At 43.8% G+C, this 16231-nt stretch carries 15 protein-coding genes; 2 read left to right on the forward strand and 13 right to left on the reverse strand.

Going from position 1 to position 16231, the window contains the following annotated elements:
- Positions 1-185 precede the first annotated feature (185 nt).
- From hpf to RYK49_RS06305, 3 genes are all read right to left on the reverse strand, one after another.
- Positions 186-728 carry a ribosome hibernation-promoting factor, HPF/YfiA family gene (gene hpf, locus RYK49_RS06295; RefSeq protein WP_002893481.1) on the reverse strand — a complete coding sequence of 181 codons (543 nt, stop codon included), beginning with the start codon at positions 726-728 and terminating at the stop codon, positions 186-188.
- An 81-nt stretch (positions 729-809) separates the two neighbouring features.
- Positions 810-1475: a ComF family protein gene (locus tag RYK49_RS06300; RefSeq protein WP_314831399.1), complete on the reverse strand. Its 666-nt coding sequence runs from the start codon at positions 1473-1475 to the stop codon at positions 810-812.
- Positions 1472-2770 (reverse strand): DEAD/DEAH box helicase, encoded by a 1299-nt coding sequence (locus RYK49_RS06305; RefSeq protein ID WP_314831400.1) that lies wholly within the window; start codon positions 2768-2770, stop codon positions 1472-1474. Before RYK49_RS06305 ends, RYK49_RS06300 begins: the two co-directional genes overlap by 4 nt.
- A gap of 55 nt (positions 2771-2825) precedes the next feature.
- Here RYK49_RS06305 and RYK49_RS06310 point away from each other — a divergent pair, with 55 nt between their 5' ends.
- The gene (locus tag RYK49_RS06310; RefSeq protein ID WP_314831401.1) at positions 2826-3458 is read left to right on the forward strand and encodes a YigZ family protein; all 633 of its coding nucleotides are present in this window, start codon (positions 2826-2828) and stop codon (positions 3456-3458) included.
- Between the two features lie 100 nt (positions 3459-3558).
- Entirely contained in the window at positions 3559-4488 is a 930-nt protein-coding gene (gene cysK / locus RYK49_RS06315) for a cysteine synthase A (protein ID WP_314831402.1), read from the forward strand.
- 104 nt (positions 4489-4592) lie between these two features.
- Here cysK and RYK49_RS06320 read toward each other — a convergent pair whose 3' ends face one another.
- From RYK49_RS06320 to RYK49_RS06365, 10 genes are all read right to left on the reverse strand, one after another.
- On the reverse strand, positions 4593-4955 hold the full coding sequence (locus RYK49_RS06320; protein WP_002901252.1) for a S1 RNA-binding domain-containing protein: 363 nt from the start codon (positions 4953-4955) through the stop codon (positions 4593-4595).
- Positions 4955-6355 carry a bifunctional Cof-type HAD-IIB family hydrolase/peptidylprolyl isomerase gene (locus RYK49_RS06325; RefSeq protein WP_314831403.1) on the reverse strand — a complete coding sequence of 467 codons (1401 nt, stop codon included), beginning with the start codon at positions 6353-6355 and terminating at the stop codon, positions 4955-4957. Before RYK49_RS06325 ends, RYK49_RS06320 begins: the two co-directional genes overlap by 1 nt.
- 39 nt (positions 6356-6394) lie before the next feature.
- Positions 6395-7027, reverse strand: coding sequence for a response regulator transcription factor (locus RYK49_RS06330; RefSeq protein WP_314831404.1), 633 nt, complete (start codon positions 7025-7027; stop codon positions 6395-6397).
- A complete protein-coding gene (locus RYK49_RS06335) occupies positions 7005-8024 on the reverse strand; it encodes a sensor histidine kinase (protein ID WP_314831405.1) in 1020 nt (339 codons plus the stop codon). Before RYK49_RS06335 ends, RYK49_RS06330 begins: the two co-directional genes overlap by 23 nt.
- Entirely contained in the window at positions 8021-8716 is a 696-nt protein-coding gene (liaF, locus tag RYK49_RS06340; RefSeq protein ID WP_314831406.1) for a cell wall-active antibiotics response protein LiaF, read from the reverse strand. Before liaF ends, RYK49_RS06335 begins: the two co-directional genes overlap by 4 nt.
- A 145-nt stretch (positions 8717-8861) precedes the next feature.
- A complete protein-coding gene (gene pknB, locus RYK49_RS06345; RefSeq protein WP_314831407.1) occupies positions 8862-10715 on the reverse strand; it encodes a Stk1 family PASTA domain-containing Ser/Thr kinase in 1854 nt (617 codons plus the stop codon).
- Complete coding sequence (locus RYK49_RS06350; RefSeq protein WP_002903268.1) at positions 10712-11452, reverse strand: Stp1/IreP family PP2C-type Ser/Thr phosphatase; 741 nt, start codon at positions 11450-11452, stop codon at positions 10712-10714. Before RYK49_RS06350 ends, pknB begins: the two co-directional genes overlap by 4 nt.
- Positions 11453-11470: 18 nt before the next feature.
- Positions 11471-12787, reverse strand: a complete 1317-nt coding sequence (rsmB, locus tag RYK49_RS06355; RefSeq protein WP_314831408.1) for a 16S rRNA (cytosine(967)-C(5))-methyltransferase RsmB — start codon at positions 12785-12787, stop codon at positions 11471-11473.
- Positions 12777-13712 (reverse strand): methionyl-tRNA formyltransferase, encoded by a 936-nt coding sequence (gene fmt / locus RYK49_RS06360; protein WP_314831409.1) that lies wholly within the window; start codon positions 13710-13712, stop codon positions 12777-12779. The genes rsmB and fmt overlap by 11 nt, the downstream gene beginning before the upstream one ends.
- A gap of 83 nt (positions 13713-13795) precedes the next feature.
- A complete protein-coding gene (locus RYK49_RS06365) occupies positions 13796-16183 on the reverse strand; it encodes a primosomal protein N' (RefSeq protein ID WP_314831410.1) in 2388 nt (795 codons plus the stop codon).
- Positions 16184-16231 lie beyond the last annotated feature (48 nt).

Here is a 16231-nt window from a genome sequence, read left to right on the forward strand (position 1 = left end):
ATATTAGTATATCACCCAACCACACCTCCTGTCAATACCTTTTTTCATCTTTTTTTAAAATTTTATTTTTTTACTAAGTATAAAATTAATTCTTTGTAAGTAGGGGCTTGTTTATGTCACCTGAGAGTATGACTTTCTATAATCTAAAAAGGTTGAGAAATTTGCTCTCAACCCTCTTTTCTTATTTATTTGACTTCTAACAGGCCAATATCTCCATCCTCACGACGATATATAACATTTGTGCTACTGTCCTCTGCATCGGAATAGATAAAGAAATCATGGCCCAATAAATCCATCTGCAGAATCGCTTCTTCCAAGTCCATCGGCTTCAAATCTATGTGTTTTGAACGGACAACTTTTGACGGAATTTCTTCTGCTTCTTCAGCAAAGGAATCTGTAAAAAGCTGACTTGTCGCAACTTTATTGCGATTCTTTCTTTCAATCTTGGTCTTATTTTTGCGGATTTGGCGCTCAATCTTATCTGTGACCAAATCAATTGATCCATACATGTCCTGAGAGATATCTTCTGCACGAAGAGTGATGGAGCCTAGCGGAATTGTCACTTCCACTTTCGCAGTCTTTTCACGGTAAACCTTGAGGTTCACACGTGCATCAAGTTCTTGCTCTGCTTGGAAATACTTCTCAATCTTCTCAAGTTTAGAAACTACGTAGTCACGGAGAGCATCTGTTACTTCTAGGTTTTCACCACGGATACTATATTTAAGCATATAAGTACCTTCTTTCTAAACATAAATGTTTTATTTATAATATCATTATAACGCTTTCATTCCTTTTTTGCAAATTTTTTCTTATCTTGCGATTGAAAATGTCAAAATTTCTTTCACTCCTGCTTCCAGCAATATTTGCTTAGCCAATTGCAAGGTTTTTCCAGTCGTATAAATATCATCAACCAGCAAAATTTTATCTGGCAAATCAATTCCTTTCCTAATTTCAAAAGCTTGCTGCGTCAGCAGACGCTCCTCACGTGTCTTGCTCGACTGTGCTATGGTGTCTTTTTTCTCTAAGATATTTCTATATGACAGGTTTGCAGCATCTAAAATCCCCTGCACTTGATTAAATCCTCTTACTTGAAATTTCTCTTTACTCACTGGAATCGGAACAATGGTATGCTCTCTAAACATTTTGACTGCTTTTTTAGTTGCTTTTGCAAATACAAAGCGTAACGCATAGTCTCCCTGAAACTTGTATTGACTGAAATAATCCTTCATTGCATCATTATAGTTAAATAGTGACTGATGCTGGACTTGATTGCCCTCTTCCTCCCATTTTTGGCAATCTGTACATAAATCTGATTTCCCGTTGCGAAAACAGCGAGGGCAATGCTCTTCAGATATGCGTTCAAAATTTTGATAACAAGTGGAGCAGCAGCTTGGTCCTTCTCCTTTTAATAGAAAAAGCTGCAAAAAACTACCTTTCTCCTCAATTTGCCCTTTACATAAAAGACACTCTGTCACAATCCCGCCTCCTTATTCATATCTCTCATTTCTCGAATTGCCTTTTCCATAGCAAGGGTAGTCCCATCATGAAAAAATAGCAACTGTCCCGTCGGTCTATGTATACTACGGCCAACTCGGCCTGAAATCTGAACCAGAGCGCTGCGACTGAACAAGCGATGATTGGCTTCCAAGACAAAAACATCTACACCAGGAAAGGTTACCCCACGCTCTAAGATAGTCGTTGTCACCAAAATAGTGATTTCCTTGCGACGAAACTGTTCAACAATCTCCAGACGATTTTCTGTGGTGGAGGCTACAAAAGCCAGTTTTTCAACTGGCAAAGCAATCTGCAAAGCCTGAGCAAAATCCTCTCCTCTTTGAATTTCTGCAGCAAATATCAAGAGAGGAAATTGAGTCTCCCTCTGTTTTTGTATATATTTTAAAAGCTTAGGTGCTATTTTCTTCTTCTGAAGATGTTTTTGAAAATCAGATAACCAAACTTTCTGAGGGATGGTCAAGGGATTACCATGAAATCTTCTGGGAAGACTCAGGCGTTTCAGCTCACCTTTTTTAACTCTTTTATCCAGTTCATCCGTGGAAGTGGCTGTCAGAAAAATAGTTGTAGCATCCTCTTTAACTGAACGCTCTACAGCGTGATACAGCATGAGATTATCCACATAAGGAAAGGCGTCTACCTCATCCACAATCAGCAAATCAAAAGCTTGATAAAATTTCAAGAGCTGATGGGTGGTCGCAATCACCAAGGGGCTGCGAAAATAGGCTTCTGACTCTCCATGCAGAAGGGCTATTTCACAAGAAAAGTCTTCTTTTAGGCGCCGATAAAGCTCTAAACAAACATCAATCCGCGGACTGGCCAAGCAAACAGAACCACCTCTATCAATAACTCTTGCAAGCACTTGGTAAATCATTTCTGTTTTTCCAGCGCCAGTAACAGCATGCACTAACATATTCTGCCTTTTCTCTAGCGCATCAAGTAAGCCTTTGGAGACCTTCCCCTGAAAGGCTGTTAGCTGCCCCTGCCATTTAAGTACCTGATTCTTAGGAAAATCCTCTTGAGGAAAATAGTAGAGTTTTTGGTCACTCCGTACCCGACCCAAGATTAAGCATTCTCTACAATAATAAGCTCCAACCGGCAGTTGATTTTCTTTTTCAATCAAGCTGTTGCATCGTCCGCAGAGGAACTTGCCTTTTTCTTCTTGGATACTGGGAATTTCTTTTGCTTTTGCTCGCAAGCTAGGCTCTAACTGATTTTCTGTAAATATCCGTCCTAAACAATCTTGTAACTCTAACATACTTATATATTCGTAATTTTTTTGCAAAATTCATCTTTTTTTGTAAAATATAGTTATGGAATTTAAGACAATTAAGGAAGATGGCATGGTTCAAGAGGAAATTAAAAAATCCCGCTTTATCTGCCATGTGAAAAGAGTTTACTCCGAGGAAGAGGCTCGCGCTTTTATCGCTGCTATAAAAAAAGAACATTACAAGGCCACCCATAACTGCTCTGCTTTTATCATTGGAGAAAAGAGCGATATTAAGCGGACCAGTGATGATGGGGAGCCCAGCGGAACAGCCGGAGTTCCTATGCTGGGAGTTCTAGAAAAGCATGAATTGACCAATCTTTGCGTTGTGGTTACTCGCTATTTTGGCGGTATTAAACTAGGAGCCGGCGGTCTGATTCGAGCTTATGCCGGCAGTGTTGCTCTGGCTATTAAGGAGATTGGACTGGTTGAAATAAAAGAACAGGCTGGCCTGCGCCTAAAACTGTCTTACAGCCAATACCAGGATTTTGAGAATTTTCTCAAGGCAGAAAATCTTGCTGAATACGATACTGAATTTACAGATACCGTCTCCACTCTTCTTTTCGTTGACAAAGGTGAAAGAGAGCTGCTCAAAGATAAACTGACTGAGTTTTTTAAGGGCAAATTGGAGATGATGGATCAAGGACTGCGCCAAGTAGAAGTCCCCTCGACGTTTTGACATAAAGAAAAGCTATGGCTCTCATAGCTTTTTTATATTTTACAAAGCTCTTGTTTCATTTTATACTAATTCTATTAAATTATATTGAGGTATGTATCCTATGTCACGTATTTATCAAAACATTACAGAACTAATTGGGCAAACTCCCATCGTCAAATTGAACAACTTGGTTCCAGAAGGAGCCGCTGAGGTTTATGTGAAGTTAGAAGCCTTCAATCCTGGCTCTTCTGTTAAAGACCGGATTGCTCTCAGCATGATTGAGGCGGCTGAACGCGATGGCCTTATTAAGCCTGGCGATACTATCGTTGAAGCAACCAGCGGAAATACCGGTATTGGTCTTTCATGGGTTGGAGCAGCTAAAGGATACAAGGTTGTCATTGTTATGCCAGAGACTATGAGTGTGGAGCGCCGCAAGATTATCCAAGCTTATGGTGCCGAATTAGTCTTGACTCCGGGTAGCGAAGGAATGAAGGGTGCTATTGCAAAAGCACAAGAAATCGCACAAGAACGAAATGGCTGGCTGCCACTGCAGTTTAACAATCCGGCTAATCCAAAGGTTCACGAACGAACAACAGGAGCAGAAATCATTGCTGCTTTCGGTGAAACTGGACTGGATGCCTTTGTAGGCGGTGTCGGAACTGGCGGAACTATTTCCGGAGTGTCTCACGCCCTCAAAAAAGTTAATCCGGATATCCAAATTTATGCAGTTGAAGCAGACGAATCTGCTATCCTTTCTGGTGAGAAGCCAGGTCCTCACAAAATCCAAGGACTTTCAGCTGGATTCATTCCAGAGACCTTGGATACAGCGGCCTACAACGGTATTGTCCGCGTAACTTCTGATCAAGCACTGGAATTCGGACGCTATATTGGCGGTCAGGAAGGCTTCTTAGTGGGAATATCATCTGCTGCTGCTATTTTCGCAGCTATTGAAGTAGCTAAAAAACTAGGAACTGGCAAGAAAGTCCTTGCTCTGGCACCTGATAACGGTGAACGCTACCTGTCTACTGCCCTCTATGAATTTGATGCTTAGTATTTTTGAAAAACATGTCCATTTCAACTTAGCAGTCGGCTATGAATTGAATAGCAATTCTATCTAAGCAAAATATCCTGTTCGATAAGAGAACAGGATATTTTTTAAACTTTTTCTTCTTTTAAGAATTTTTTTGCCTCTTTGATCCAGATAGGCAGCTGTCTGCCTAAAGGCTCAAAACCAATTTTACATCGGTCGTTTGAAAAGCGGTGGCGTCTAGGAAGGCGGTGCTTTTCTTCTTCCAGGGTCCGCATGGACAGACTGGACTTCCCAGAAAATTCATCATAGTCCACAACCTGTACTAATACCTGCTGGCCAATCTTTACACTATCATGGATATTTTCAATATAACCCGGACGAATTTCTGAGATATGAATCAGACCAATTGTTCCATTTTCCAGCTCAACAAAAGCTCCATAAGGCTGAATCCCAGTGATTTTGCCTTTTAATTTATCACCGATTTTCATCAGTCTTCTACCTCAATGGTCTCAATCACAACATCTTCCACCGGCTTGTCCATTGCACCCGTCTCAACAGCTGCAATCTTGTCCAAAACTTGGTAAGAGGCTTCATCAGCCAACTGACCAAAGACCGTGTGGCGCCGATCCAAATGCGGTGTTCCTCCCTGACTGGCATAGACTTCAGCAATAGCTTCAGGCCAGCCGCCGCGGCTTAATTCCTTAGCTGAATAAGGAAGATTTTTATTTTGAACAATGAAAAATTGACTGCCGTTAGTATTCGGCCCAGCATTTGCCATGGAAAGAGCTCCGCGGATATTGTACAATTCTGGTGAAAACTCATCTTCAAATTTCTCACCATAGATAGACTGACCGCCCATACCGGTACCAGTAGGATCGCCACCCTGAATCATAAAGTCCTGAATAATGCGGTGGAAAATCACACCATCATAATAACCATCTTTAGCAAGGGCAATAAAGTTAGCTACTGTTTTTGGTGCCTGTTCTGGAAACAGATGAACTTTCATGTCCCCATGATTAGTCTTGATCGTCGCTTTTGGGCCTTCTGCTGCTACAAGTTCTACTTGTGGAAAATGTAATTCTTTTTCTACCATACCTAACTCCTCTAAGGCGGCAAAAATACCGTCTTCTTCTACTGTTTTTGTAATATAATCTGCTCTTTTTCGCAGTTCTTCATGGGAAACGCCCATGGCAATGCCAATTCCGGCATAGTCAAATAATTCCAGATCATTGAGTCCGTCGCCAAAAACCATGACATTTTCAGGTTTCAAGCCCAGATGCTCGACAACCTTGGAAACTCCGGCTGCCTTGGAACCTTCTGTCGGTACAACATCTGACGAATGAGGATGCCAGCGAACCAAACGCAGATGCTCCGCTAACGCCTCTGGCAGCTGCAGGCTATCTCCTCTATCTTCAAAGGTCCAAAGCTGATAAATATCCTTGTCTAAATGAAAGTCTGGATCAACAGGCAAATCTGGATAAACCACATCAATGGCCTCTAAAATCAGAGAATTTCGATTGGACAAGGCTGCTCCATGGCTGCCGACCAGACCATAGTCAATCCCTTCCCCCTGAGCCCAAGCAATATAGGACGTCACTCTATCGGACGGGATAACCGTCTGAGAAATCACCTTTCCTTTGCTATCTTCGACATAGGCTCCGTTCAGGGTAACGAAAAAGTCTGGCTGCAAAGCTCTCAGCTCCGGTACGACACCAAACATTCCTCGTCCAGACGCAATACCCGTCAAAATCCCTTTGTCCTTCAACTGCTTGAAAACTGTCTGGATAGAGTCTGGGATAAAACCTGTATCCTTGACTCGCAGGGTATCATCTATATCGAAAAAGACAATTTTTATCTTTTTTGCCTTATACTTTAATTTTGCGTCCATATCTCCCCTTGTCCAATCTTAATCTTTTCTATTATACCATTAAAAGTCTTCTTGTGGGACAAGATGGTGCTGAAAAGCATAAACAACTGCCTGCGTGCGGTCGCTCACTTCCAGTTTAGACAGGATATTTGAGACATGGGTCTTGACCGTTTTGAGGGAAATGAAGAGCTCATCCGCAATCCGTTGATTTTCATAACCCTTGGCCAAAAGCCCTAAAATATCACGCTCACGAGCGGTCAAATCCTCGTGGAGCTCAATATGGTTACGATGATACTCCACTTTCTTACTGACCTCTGTTTCAATGGCAAATTCTCCCTTGGCCACTTTTTTGACAGCACGGAGAATTTCTTCAGCACTGGAAGTCTTGAGCATGTATCCATGAGCGCCTGCATCCAGAACAGGATAAATTTTTTCATTATCCAGATAAGAAGTCAAAATCAGAATTTTTGCTTCTGGCCACTCTTTTAAAATGGCTAGTGTCGCTTCAATCCCATTCATCTCAGGCATGACAATATCCATGATAATCACATCCGGACGACTTGCCAAAGCCTGCTCAACTCCTTCTCTGCCATTGACCGCCTCGGATACTTCTGCTATATCATCTTGGAGTTCCAGGTAACTTTTCAATCCCAATCTGACCATCTGATGGTCATCCACTAACAATATCTTCATGATCTTCTCCTTCTAGTAAAGGTATCGTGATTTCAATAGAAAGGCCTTTTCTGGGGGCGGTCAAAAGCTTAAAGGTACCCGCCATATCCCGTACACGGTCTTCCATATTTTTCAAGCCGTAGCTGAGTTCATCCTGAGCCAGCGGATCAAAACCAACGCCATTATCAGATACCTTGATTTTAAGTTCATTAGGTGCCTGATAGAGGTAAATATCTAGTCGGCTGGCTTGGGCATGCCGCAGTGTGTTGTTGATAATTTCCTGCATAATCCTAAAGACATGCTCCTCCATCTGTTTGGGTAGATGCCCAACCTGATGATTGAAGTGAACATCAATGTCGCTTTTATCAGTCAGCTCCTTGATAATCACATCCATCCCTTCGACCAGAGTCTTATTTTCCAACTCTGTAGGTCTCAGGTGGAGCAGGAGAATCCGCAAATCCTTCTGGGCTGTGTCCAGAATATCTGCAATCCCCTTGAGCTGCTTTTGCAGTTTTTCTCCATCGAGCCGTTCTACATTTCCAGCTACTCCTGAAAGAATCATATTGGCTGCAAATAATTCCTGACTGACAGTATCGTGCAAATCACGCGCAATCCGCCGCCGTTCTTTTTCGATAATTTTTTCTTCTGTCTGCAGGGTTTGATTTTCAGACTTTTGGAGATTCTCTGTCAGACGGTGAAGCCTTCTCTCGAGCTGATGCAGAGAGCGATCCAGCTCGGGCTGATCTGTCGGCTCCAGCCTCCGTCCATCCAGCAAATGCCGAAGATTTTTTTGCACATGGGCTAGCGATAGATATTGTATCAAGCGAGCTGCTATCACAATCAGAATAGTCAGTGATAAACCGATAATCACAACAAAGAAAACAAATGACTGCAACAGCTCCAAATCATTAAAGAGCTCCTGCCAAGTGAAATCAAAAATATTAAAAATATAATGAAAGATGATAAATAAGACAAAGAAAGTATAGAGGAGAATGAGAAAATAATTTGATTTCTTCACTTTCTGACAACCTCCACATTTCCTAAGAAGCTGACGAGGACAATCTTCACTGTCTTATTGGCCCGTTTATAGTCTGGTGTCGTCAGCGAAATGGTTTCGTTGCGCAGCTTGCGAGATGGATGATGCAGAAAGTTCAGTTCCCCGTAAAGAGTATTGATTTGCAGCTGAATTTCCACATCCAGTGGCACAATAATCTTGGTATCGCCAAAACCCTTTCGAATGACAATGACATTATCATGGTTGACTAAAATCACGTCTTCCAAATGAATGGTGTCTTTCCCAACGATACGTAAAAGATTGATGTCGTGGAATTGGCAGCTGTCTTTAGAAAAATGCTGCAGGTCCCCCAACCAGCGATTCTTCTCACTCTGAATTTCCACATCTTCTTCGTAAACGAGATGGGTTTCTTGATTTTCCTTATAGATATAAGGATAGGCAACAATCATCCCATAAACCAGCGCGAATAAAAGGGCAGCAATGACGTAGGGATTGAGCATAATAATGAAAAATAGCATAATCATGGAAGCGACCAGCAGAAAATTCCCTTTTTGCTTGCCGAAGTAATAATAAAGCAGTAGCAAAAAAAGGACCAAGATAATGACAACACGTGAAAAATCAGCTGCCAGCATGGTAACCAATGCCATGGATAATAAGACTGTTTCAACACAGACAAATAATTGAACCTTCCACATAGCCTTTTCCTTTCTCTACCTTCCTATTTTAACAAAATTAAACCAAAAATCCTCCGTCCAAGGCATGAAATGGGGAAATTTGTCCAGCAAAAAAGAAAAAACCATCCGTTTTAAGCTGAAAAACTTAAAATGGATGGTTTATTAATCAACCATCAGATGAGCTGGAACTAGTTCCATGTCCGCTATCTTCAGACGATGAGCTGCTCTTTGAGCTGCTGCTAGACGATGAAGATGACGAGCTAGATGACGATGGTGTCGTTGCTTCTGTCACGTAAAGAGTGATTTTTTCATTAGACTTGAGGTCGATTGTCTGACCTGCTGCTGGTGACTGGGAAGTTACCAAGTCAGCCTGAGTCGAAGTGACCGAACGGTCAACAACTCGCTCAATTCGAGAAGAAGAAATTCCCATTTGAATCAGGTAAGAACGGGCATTAGCGTAGGTGTACTGCATGCTGCCAAAGTCAGGCATGGACACACTAGTTACTTCTTTCGCCACTGTCAGCTTGATCTTATGATTAGAAGTCAAATCATAAGTCGAACCAGCTGCCGGAGACTGACGAATCACCTGACCTGGCTCGTACTCGTCCGATTCCTCCTCAACAATCTCAATTAATTTCTCAGAAACATTATAGTTTGTTTTCAGATTTTCAACTACGGCTGATTTTGCTTGACCGACATAATCTTCCATTACAAAGGTCTTGGGTCCCTTGGAAATAATCAGGTCAATCTTGCTGCCTTCGCGGCGCTGACTATTGGCCTGTGGATCAGTTTTAATGACTTTGCCAGATTCGACTTTGTCGCTGTATTCTTCCTTTTCGTCTCCGACAACCAGCTTCTTAGCTTCGATAGCGGAGCGAGCCTCTGCCACAGTCTGACCAGAAACATCTGGCACGCTGGTATTGGATGGGCTATTATAAAGAAGGACAACAAAAGCCGCCAAAACCAATAGGACTGCAAAGAAAAGTACTTTATAACGCGTTCTCAAGCGACGTTTCTTTGGAACTTTCTTAACCACATCTGGTGTCTCTTCCTTAACTTCATCCGCTTCTGTTTTAACCGGAGTTGGCTTAACAGGTGGAACTGCTGGCTGAGGTACAGGTGAGATTTTTGGCAAGGTCTTGGTGTCTGCTTTCGCAACATCATCAAAGACTAATTTCTTTTCATTACGGCGCTCATAAGATAAGCTACTGGACAAGTCAACATACATCTCTGCAACTGACTGATAGCGATCCGTCAGTTTTTTGGCTGTCGCCTTAATGACCACATTTTCTAAAGCTTGAGGCACATTAGGATTTTCAGAAATGATGGATGGCAGCGGCTTTTGGAAATGCTGCAGGGCAATCGTAACGGCACTATCTCCATCATAAGGGATATGACCAGTCAGCATCTCATAAAAAATAATCCCCATCGCATAAATATCACTCTGAACAGTTGCTTTAGAGCCACGTGCCTGCTCAGGCGATAGATAATGAACTGAGCCTAGCATTGAGTTAGTCTGAGTCAGACTTGTCTCCGCAAAGGCCACCGCAATCCCAAAGTCTGTTACCTTGGCATTACCATCTGGGGTCAAGAGGACATTTTGTGGTTTCAGGTCACGATGGACAATACCGCGTGTATGCGCCAAGCGCATCGCCAGCAAGATTTGTCCCATGATTCTGACTGCTTCTTCATTTGAAATAGGAGAATTCTCTTTGATATAGCGCTTGAGGTCAAGACCTGCCACGTATTCCATAGCCAGATACTGCTGGCCGTCTTCTTCTCCAATATCAGTAATCCGAACGATGTGCGGATGGTCCAAGTCAGCCATCGCCTTAGCTTCCCGCTGGAAACGCGCGACAGCGATAGGATCTGTCTGGTAATTGGTCCTAAGAACCTTTACCGCAACTTCCTCACCATCCAAAATCAAGTCCTTGGCCAGATAGACATCTGCCATGCCTCCGCGGCCAATCTGCTTGATGATTTTATATCGCCCGGCAAAGATTTTGCCGATTTGAATCATGCCTTATCCTCCTTGTCAAAGCGAACCAGAGCAACTGTGATGTTATCCAGTCCTCCAGCATTGTTGGCAAAGCGAATTAAGGTTTGTGTTTTTTCAGACAGGCTGATGTCGCTGGTGACAATGTCACAAATTTCACTGTCTGAAATCATATTGGTCAGACCGTCACTGTTGAGCAGAAGGTAGTCACCATCTTCCAAGGTAATCATGCCATAGTCAGGCTGTACTTCGTCTTTTTGACCAATAGACTGGGTAATGATATTCTTCTGCGGATGACGCTCTGCTTCTTCTGGAGTAATCTGTCCAGCTTTCAATAAAGCATTAACAAGCGAGTGGTCATTGGTCAGCTGGCGGTATTCATCACCGCGGATCAAGCCGATGCGAGAGTCTCCGATATGAGCATAGATAGCTTGATTATCAATGATAGCCAAGGCTTCCAAAGTCGTGCCCATACCCTTGTATTCTTCATCTTGACCAAATTGATGAATGCGCTGATTTTCCTCTTCCAAGTGCTCCGCAAACCATTCACGCACCTGATTCACCGAATCAATCTGTGTATCAACCCAGGCAGCTCCTAAGTCTGTCACAGCCATTTCACTGGCAATGTTTCCAGCTCTGTGACCGCCCATACCATCTGCCAAGATAATCAGGGTTTTGCCAGCCCGATTCACAAAAAGATTGGCATAATCTTGGTTATTTGTACGCTTTTGACCAACATCTGTTAATAATGAAATTTCCATACTGTCAGTTTCCTCCTCTTATTCCGATATCTTCCTAAATTGACTGATAAAAAATCCGTCGCTTCCATATAACTCCGGTGTAATCAAGATACAACCGTCTTTGACGATATCTTTTCTTTCATGGTCTAATAAGACTTGCTCAAAATTCGGATGACTAGCCAGAAATTTCTCGACAACCTCAAAATTCTCTTTGGCCATAATCGTGCAAGTACTATAAGCTATTATACCACCTTTACGTAGACTTTGACAAACGCTGTCTAGTATATCTAGCTGAATTTTTTGTAAATTCTCAAAATCTGCATTTTCTTTATTATATTTTATATCTGGTTTGCGGCGAATTAAGCCAATACCAGAGCAAGGAGCGTCCACTAGGATTTTATCGAAAGCATCTGGGCCAAACGTCGCAAACACCTTGGTCGCGTCTAGCTTTTTAGTGGTGACTTTATCTGCCAAGCCCAGCCGTTCCGCATTTTCTTCTACGAGCTCTAACTTATGATCGTAGAGGTCCAAGGCTGTAATGTGGCCGCCCGTCAGATAGGAAGCCATGTGGACAGTCTTGCCCCCCGGTGCACTGCAGGCATCCAGAATCTGCTCCTCACCTTCGATGGCCAGAGTTGGAGCCACCAGCTGGCTAGACTCATCCTGAATCGTAATCGCTCCGCTTTCAAAAAGCTGATGCCCAGCAAAATGCCCCTGTTTCTTAACCAAGGCTGACAGAGATAAGAGCGAATCCTCAGCCCCTAAAAGCTGGCGAAACTCTGCCTTGCGCGACATATCCGTCACGCGAATGCTGGCCTTGCTGCGAACAAAGAGACTGACAAAGATAGCCAGAGCTCTTTCTTCGCCATACTCTTCTATGAGAGCTTTGACCAGCCAGACCGGCAGAGAATACTGAATCGAATAGCGCTTATTTTTGCGCTTGATTGTTTTAAAATCAGCTACACCCTCACGCTCAATCTTGCGTAACAAGGCATTGACAAATTTTTCGCTGCCGCGCTTACGGATTTTCGCAATTTCAACAGCCTCATGAACAACTGCATGCTGAGGGATTTTATCCAGATAGAGCATCTGGTACAGACTAAGCATAAGCAGAATATAGAGCCAGTTATCCAATTTGACCCTATCCTCAATCAGATGGGACAGATACCATTCCAGAGTGATTTTCCGAGCAACTGTGCCGTAAACCAGCTCTGTTACCAGACCTTTATCTGCTTGACTCAGCGGACTTTGACTCAAAGCCCGGTTTAAGGCTATATTGGAATAGGCTCCTTCTTCAAAAACTTCTTCCAAAATTTCCAAGGCCTGCCAACGGGCCGTTTTTTGCTTACTTTCCAAAAGTATCTCCTGTGGACAGGCTGCGCCCCAGTCCATTCAAAAAATCAACGATAGCCATCTTGGGCTTACCAGCAGGCTGAACCGTCTTCAGTGAGAGGGCCCCCTGACCGGCTGCAACCACTAGCTCTTTTTTACTAATAGACAATATCTGTCCCGGCTGACCGCTGCCAGCTGCCATATCTGCTTCGTAAATCTTAAAACGTTGCCCTTGCAGCAAGGTATGAGCTACTGGCCAAGGATACATGCCACGAATTTGATTGAAAATTTGGCGGTTTGTTTTGCTCCAGTCTATCCGCTCTTCTTCTGGACTGATATTTGGAGAAAAAGTGACCTGGCTTGGATCCTGCGGCTGAGGGATAATCTGCCCTGCCCTATAAGCTGGCAGCACATCCAACAACAAATCTCGACCGATAAGCGCCAATTTTTCAAAGAGAGTTCCGACATTGTCTGTCTCTTCAATGGCTATTGCCCTGCTGGCTATCATATCTCCAGCATCCATTTCCTTGACCATTTCCATAATCGTAACACCCGCTTGCTCATCTCCATTGATCAGAGCATAGTGAATGGGAGCCCCACCTCGGTATTTAGGCAACAAGGAGGCATGAACATTCACCGCAAAGTCAACACTGTCCAGTAAGCGGCTAGGCAAAAACTGTCCAAATGCAGCTGTGACAATACCATCTGCTTCTAAGTTCATCAACTCATCTAAATCCGAGCTTTGAGCCAGCTTTTCCGGTTGATAAACCGGTAGCTTGTATTCCAAGGCCAATTCTTTTACTGGAGTCATACGTATCTCTCTTTTTCGGCCGACGGCCCGGTCCGGCTGCGTCACTACTGCTAATACTTCGTATTGACCGCTGTCCAGCAGCCCTTTTAGGACAGTCGCTGAGAAGTCCGGTGTTCCCATAAATATTATTTTCATCATTTTCAACTATTAATTCCTTCTTTGTTCCTTCCCTTATTATATCAGAAGTCGCCTGCAACTACCTTAATCTCGGCTAAAAAGCTTTACATAAAATTTTGTGGTTCATTATCAATTGTCAGACGTAAATCTTTATTGTCTCGATTCTGTGTCCAGTCCAAGACTTGATTTAGCGTCGCCTGCAGCTTGTCTTCAAAGCGATATTTGAGCAAAATCTGATAATGATAGAGATTGTGGGTACGGGCAATGGGCTTCGGCGTTGGACCCAGGATTTGCACTTTTTCTGACAGACCACTCCGCAGAATATCCATAACCTCATAGGCTTTTCGCACTGCTGTCTCTTCATCCTTGTGGGACAGGGTTAGGCCGACCGTAAAGTAATAAGGCGGATAGCCCAGCTGCCGACGGATTCCCATTTCATAAGCATAAAAACCCTCGTAATCCTGCTTCTTGGCAAACTCAATGGCATAATGATGAGGATTATAGGACTGGATAAAGACCTGACCAGCCTTTTCAGCCCGACCAGCCCGGCCCGCCACCTGAGTCAATAGCTGGAAGGTTCGCTCAGAAGAGCGAAAGTCCGGTAAATTAAGAGCAGTATCCGCATTGAGAACACCAACCAGCGTCACGTTTGGAAAATCCAATCCCTTAGCAATCATCTGGGTGCCTAAGAGAATATCTGCTTGCCCCTGACCAAAGCTTTCTAAAATGGCTTCATGGCTGCCTTTCTTACGGGTCGTGTCTACATCCATCCGCAAAATGCGGGCCTGAGGAAAGAGCTGAACCAGCTCATCATAAGCTTTCTGCGTCCCAGTCCCATAATAGCGAATGCTGCGGCTGGCACAGCTAGGACAAGACTGAGGAATATTCTTAGTAAAACCACAGTAGTGGCAGTTCATGGTCTTAGTGTCCATATGCAGGGTCAGAGAAATATCACAGTTAGGACAGCTATCAACGGTCCCACATTCCCGACACATGACAAAGCTGGAATAACCCCGTCTATTGAGCATGAGAACCGTCTGCTCTCCCTTATCCAGACGATTTTGAATAGCCTCTAGCAGGACCGGGGTGAAATTACTGGCCTCATGCTGCCCAATATAATCCCGAAAATCCACCACTTCCACTTGAGGAATCTGCGCCAGCGGATTTGCACGCTTACTGAGCAGCTGAAAACCATAGACACCACGGCTTGCTCGAGCACGGCTCTCCAAACTCGGAGTCGCCGAACCCAGCACTAAGACAGCTTGATTGTACTGAGCTCGCAGGAGAGCCACCTCTCTGGCATGATAGCGAGGATTAGAATCCTGCTTGTAGGAGGATTCATGCTCTTCATCAATGATGATGGCTCCAATATTTGTCAGCGGAGCAAAAATAGCTGAACGCGCGCCAACAACAACCTGGGCAGCTCCTCGCTCCACCTTGCGCCATTCATCATATTTCTCACCGTCAGACAGACCTGAATGCAAAATTGCAACTTGGTCGCCAAATCTAGAAATAAAGCGATCAGTAACCTGCGGAGTCAGAGAAATCTCCGGAACCAGCATGATAGCGGTCTTGCCCTGGGCCAGTGCCTCTGCGATGACCTGTAGGTAAACTTCGGTCTTCCCACTGCCTGTGACCCCTTCTAAGAGGACTGGCTGAGAATGACTCTGACCAATTTTCTGAGTGATTGCCACAACCGCTGCAGCCTGTTCATCGTTTAAGGTCAGACTTTGCTGCTGCCGCTCCTTTTGGAAATAAGCAGCAGAACGGCTGATTTCTCTATTCTCAATGCTAATAAGATTTTCTTTGATAAAATAATTGATAATATCGCGCGAAAAGTTTTCTCGCAAATCAACCAAGAGCCGGCTATCTCTTTGCTCCAGCAAGACTTCTTTTAATTCTTGTTTTTTCTTGGCTTGTCCGGGAAGGTCATGATTTTGCAGAGCGTTATGATTGACCCGATACCATTTCTCAGTCTTAATATGCTTCTTATCCGTCGCCTGATACTCCAGCCGAATGCGGCCAGTCTGAGTCAGTCGCATCAGCTTGGCCTGACTTTTCTTGTCCAAATCAGAGAAGCGAAGGCTGTCCTCCTGACCAAAGATAGCTGAGCGCTCCTCATCATTCAGCAAGTCCGTCGGATAGAGTAGTTTATCATAGCTGGAGTTGAGAAGACTAGGCAGCATGGCTTTTAAAAGGGTAATCTTATAAGAAAAGACTGACTTGCGCAGCTCATCCGCCAGCCAGAGCTGTTCCTGGTTCAGCACTGGCCTGAAATCAAGGACTTCCGCAATTTCCTTCAGTTCTTCTTGGCCTCCCGTCTCGTCAAAGCCGACCACAATCCCCTGAATCAGGCGGTTTCCCTGCCCAAAAGGGACATGGACTCGCATGCCAGCTGCCAGCATCCCTGCAAACTCTTCTGGAATAGCATAACTATAGGGCTTGTCCGTCTGCATCAGAGGAACATCCACAATAATCTTTGCTAGCTTCACATTCTCACCCCACTTTCCTAAACGTCATTACAGAAAAAATAAGATTGA

This window comes from uncultured Streptococcus sp. (assembly GCF_963525625.1).
In the GTDB taxonomy this organism is placed as follows: domain Bacteria; phylum Bacillota; class Bacilli; order Lactobacillales; family Streptococcaceae; genus Streptococcus.

Bases quoted from the DNA above. Each gene is read 5' to 3' on its own strand.
- hpf (WP_002893481.1), bottom strand. From the start codon at position 728: ATGCTTAAATATAGTATCCGTGGTGAAAACCTAGAAGTAACAGATGCT.
- RYK49_RS06305 (WP_314831400.1), bottom strand. From the start codon at position 2,770: ATGTTAGAGTTACAAGATTGTTTAGGACGGATATTTACAGAAAATCAG.
- RYK49_RS06310 (WP_314831401.1), top strand. From the start codon at position 2,826: ATGGAATTTAAGACAATTAAGGAAGATGGCATGGTTCAAGAGGAAATT.
- cysK (WP_314831402.1), top strand. From the start codon at position 3,559: ATGTCACGTATTTATCAAAACATTACAGAACTAATTGGGCAAACTCCC.
- RYK49_RS06320 (WP_002901252.1), bottom strand. From the start codon at position 4,955: ATGAAAATCGGTGATAAATTAAAAGGCAAAATCACTGGGATTCAGCCT.
- RYK49_RS06325 (WP_314831403.1), bottom strand. From the start codon at position 6,355: ATGGACGCAAAATTAAAGTATAAGGCAAAAAAGATAAAAATTGTCTTT.
- RYK49_RS06330 (WP_314831404.1), bottom strand. From the start codon at position 7,027: ATGAAGATATTGTTAGTGGATGACCATCAGATGGTCAGATTGGGATTG.
- liaF (WP_314831406.1), bottom strand. From the start codon at position 8,716: ATGTGGAAGGTTCAATTATTTGTCTGTGTTGAAACAGTCTTATTATCC.
- pknB (WP_314831407.1), bottom strand. From the start codon at position 10,715: ATGATTCAAATCGGCAAAATCTTTGCCGGGCGATATAAAATCATCAAG.
- RYK49_RS06350 (WP_002903268.1), bottom strand. From the start codon at position 11,452: ATGGAAATTTCATTATTAACAGATGTTGGTCAAAAGCGTACAAATAAC.
- fmt (WP_314831409.1), bottom strand. From the start codon at position 13,712: ATGATGAAAATAATATTTATGGGAACACCGGACTTCTCAGCGACTGTC.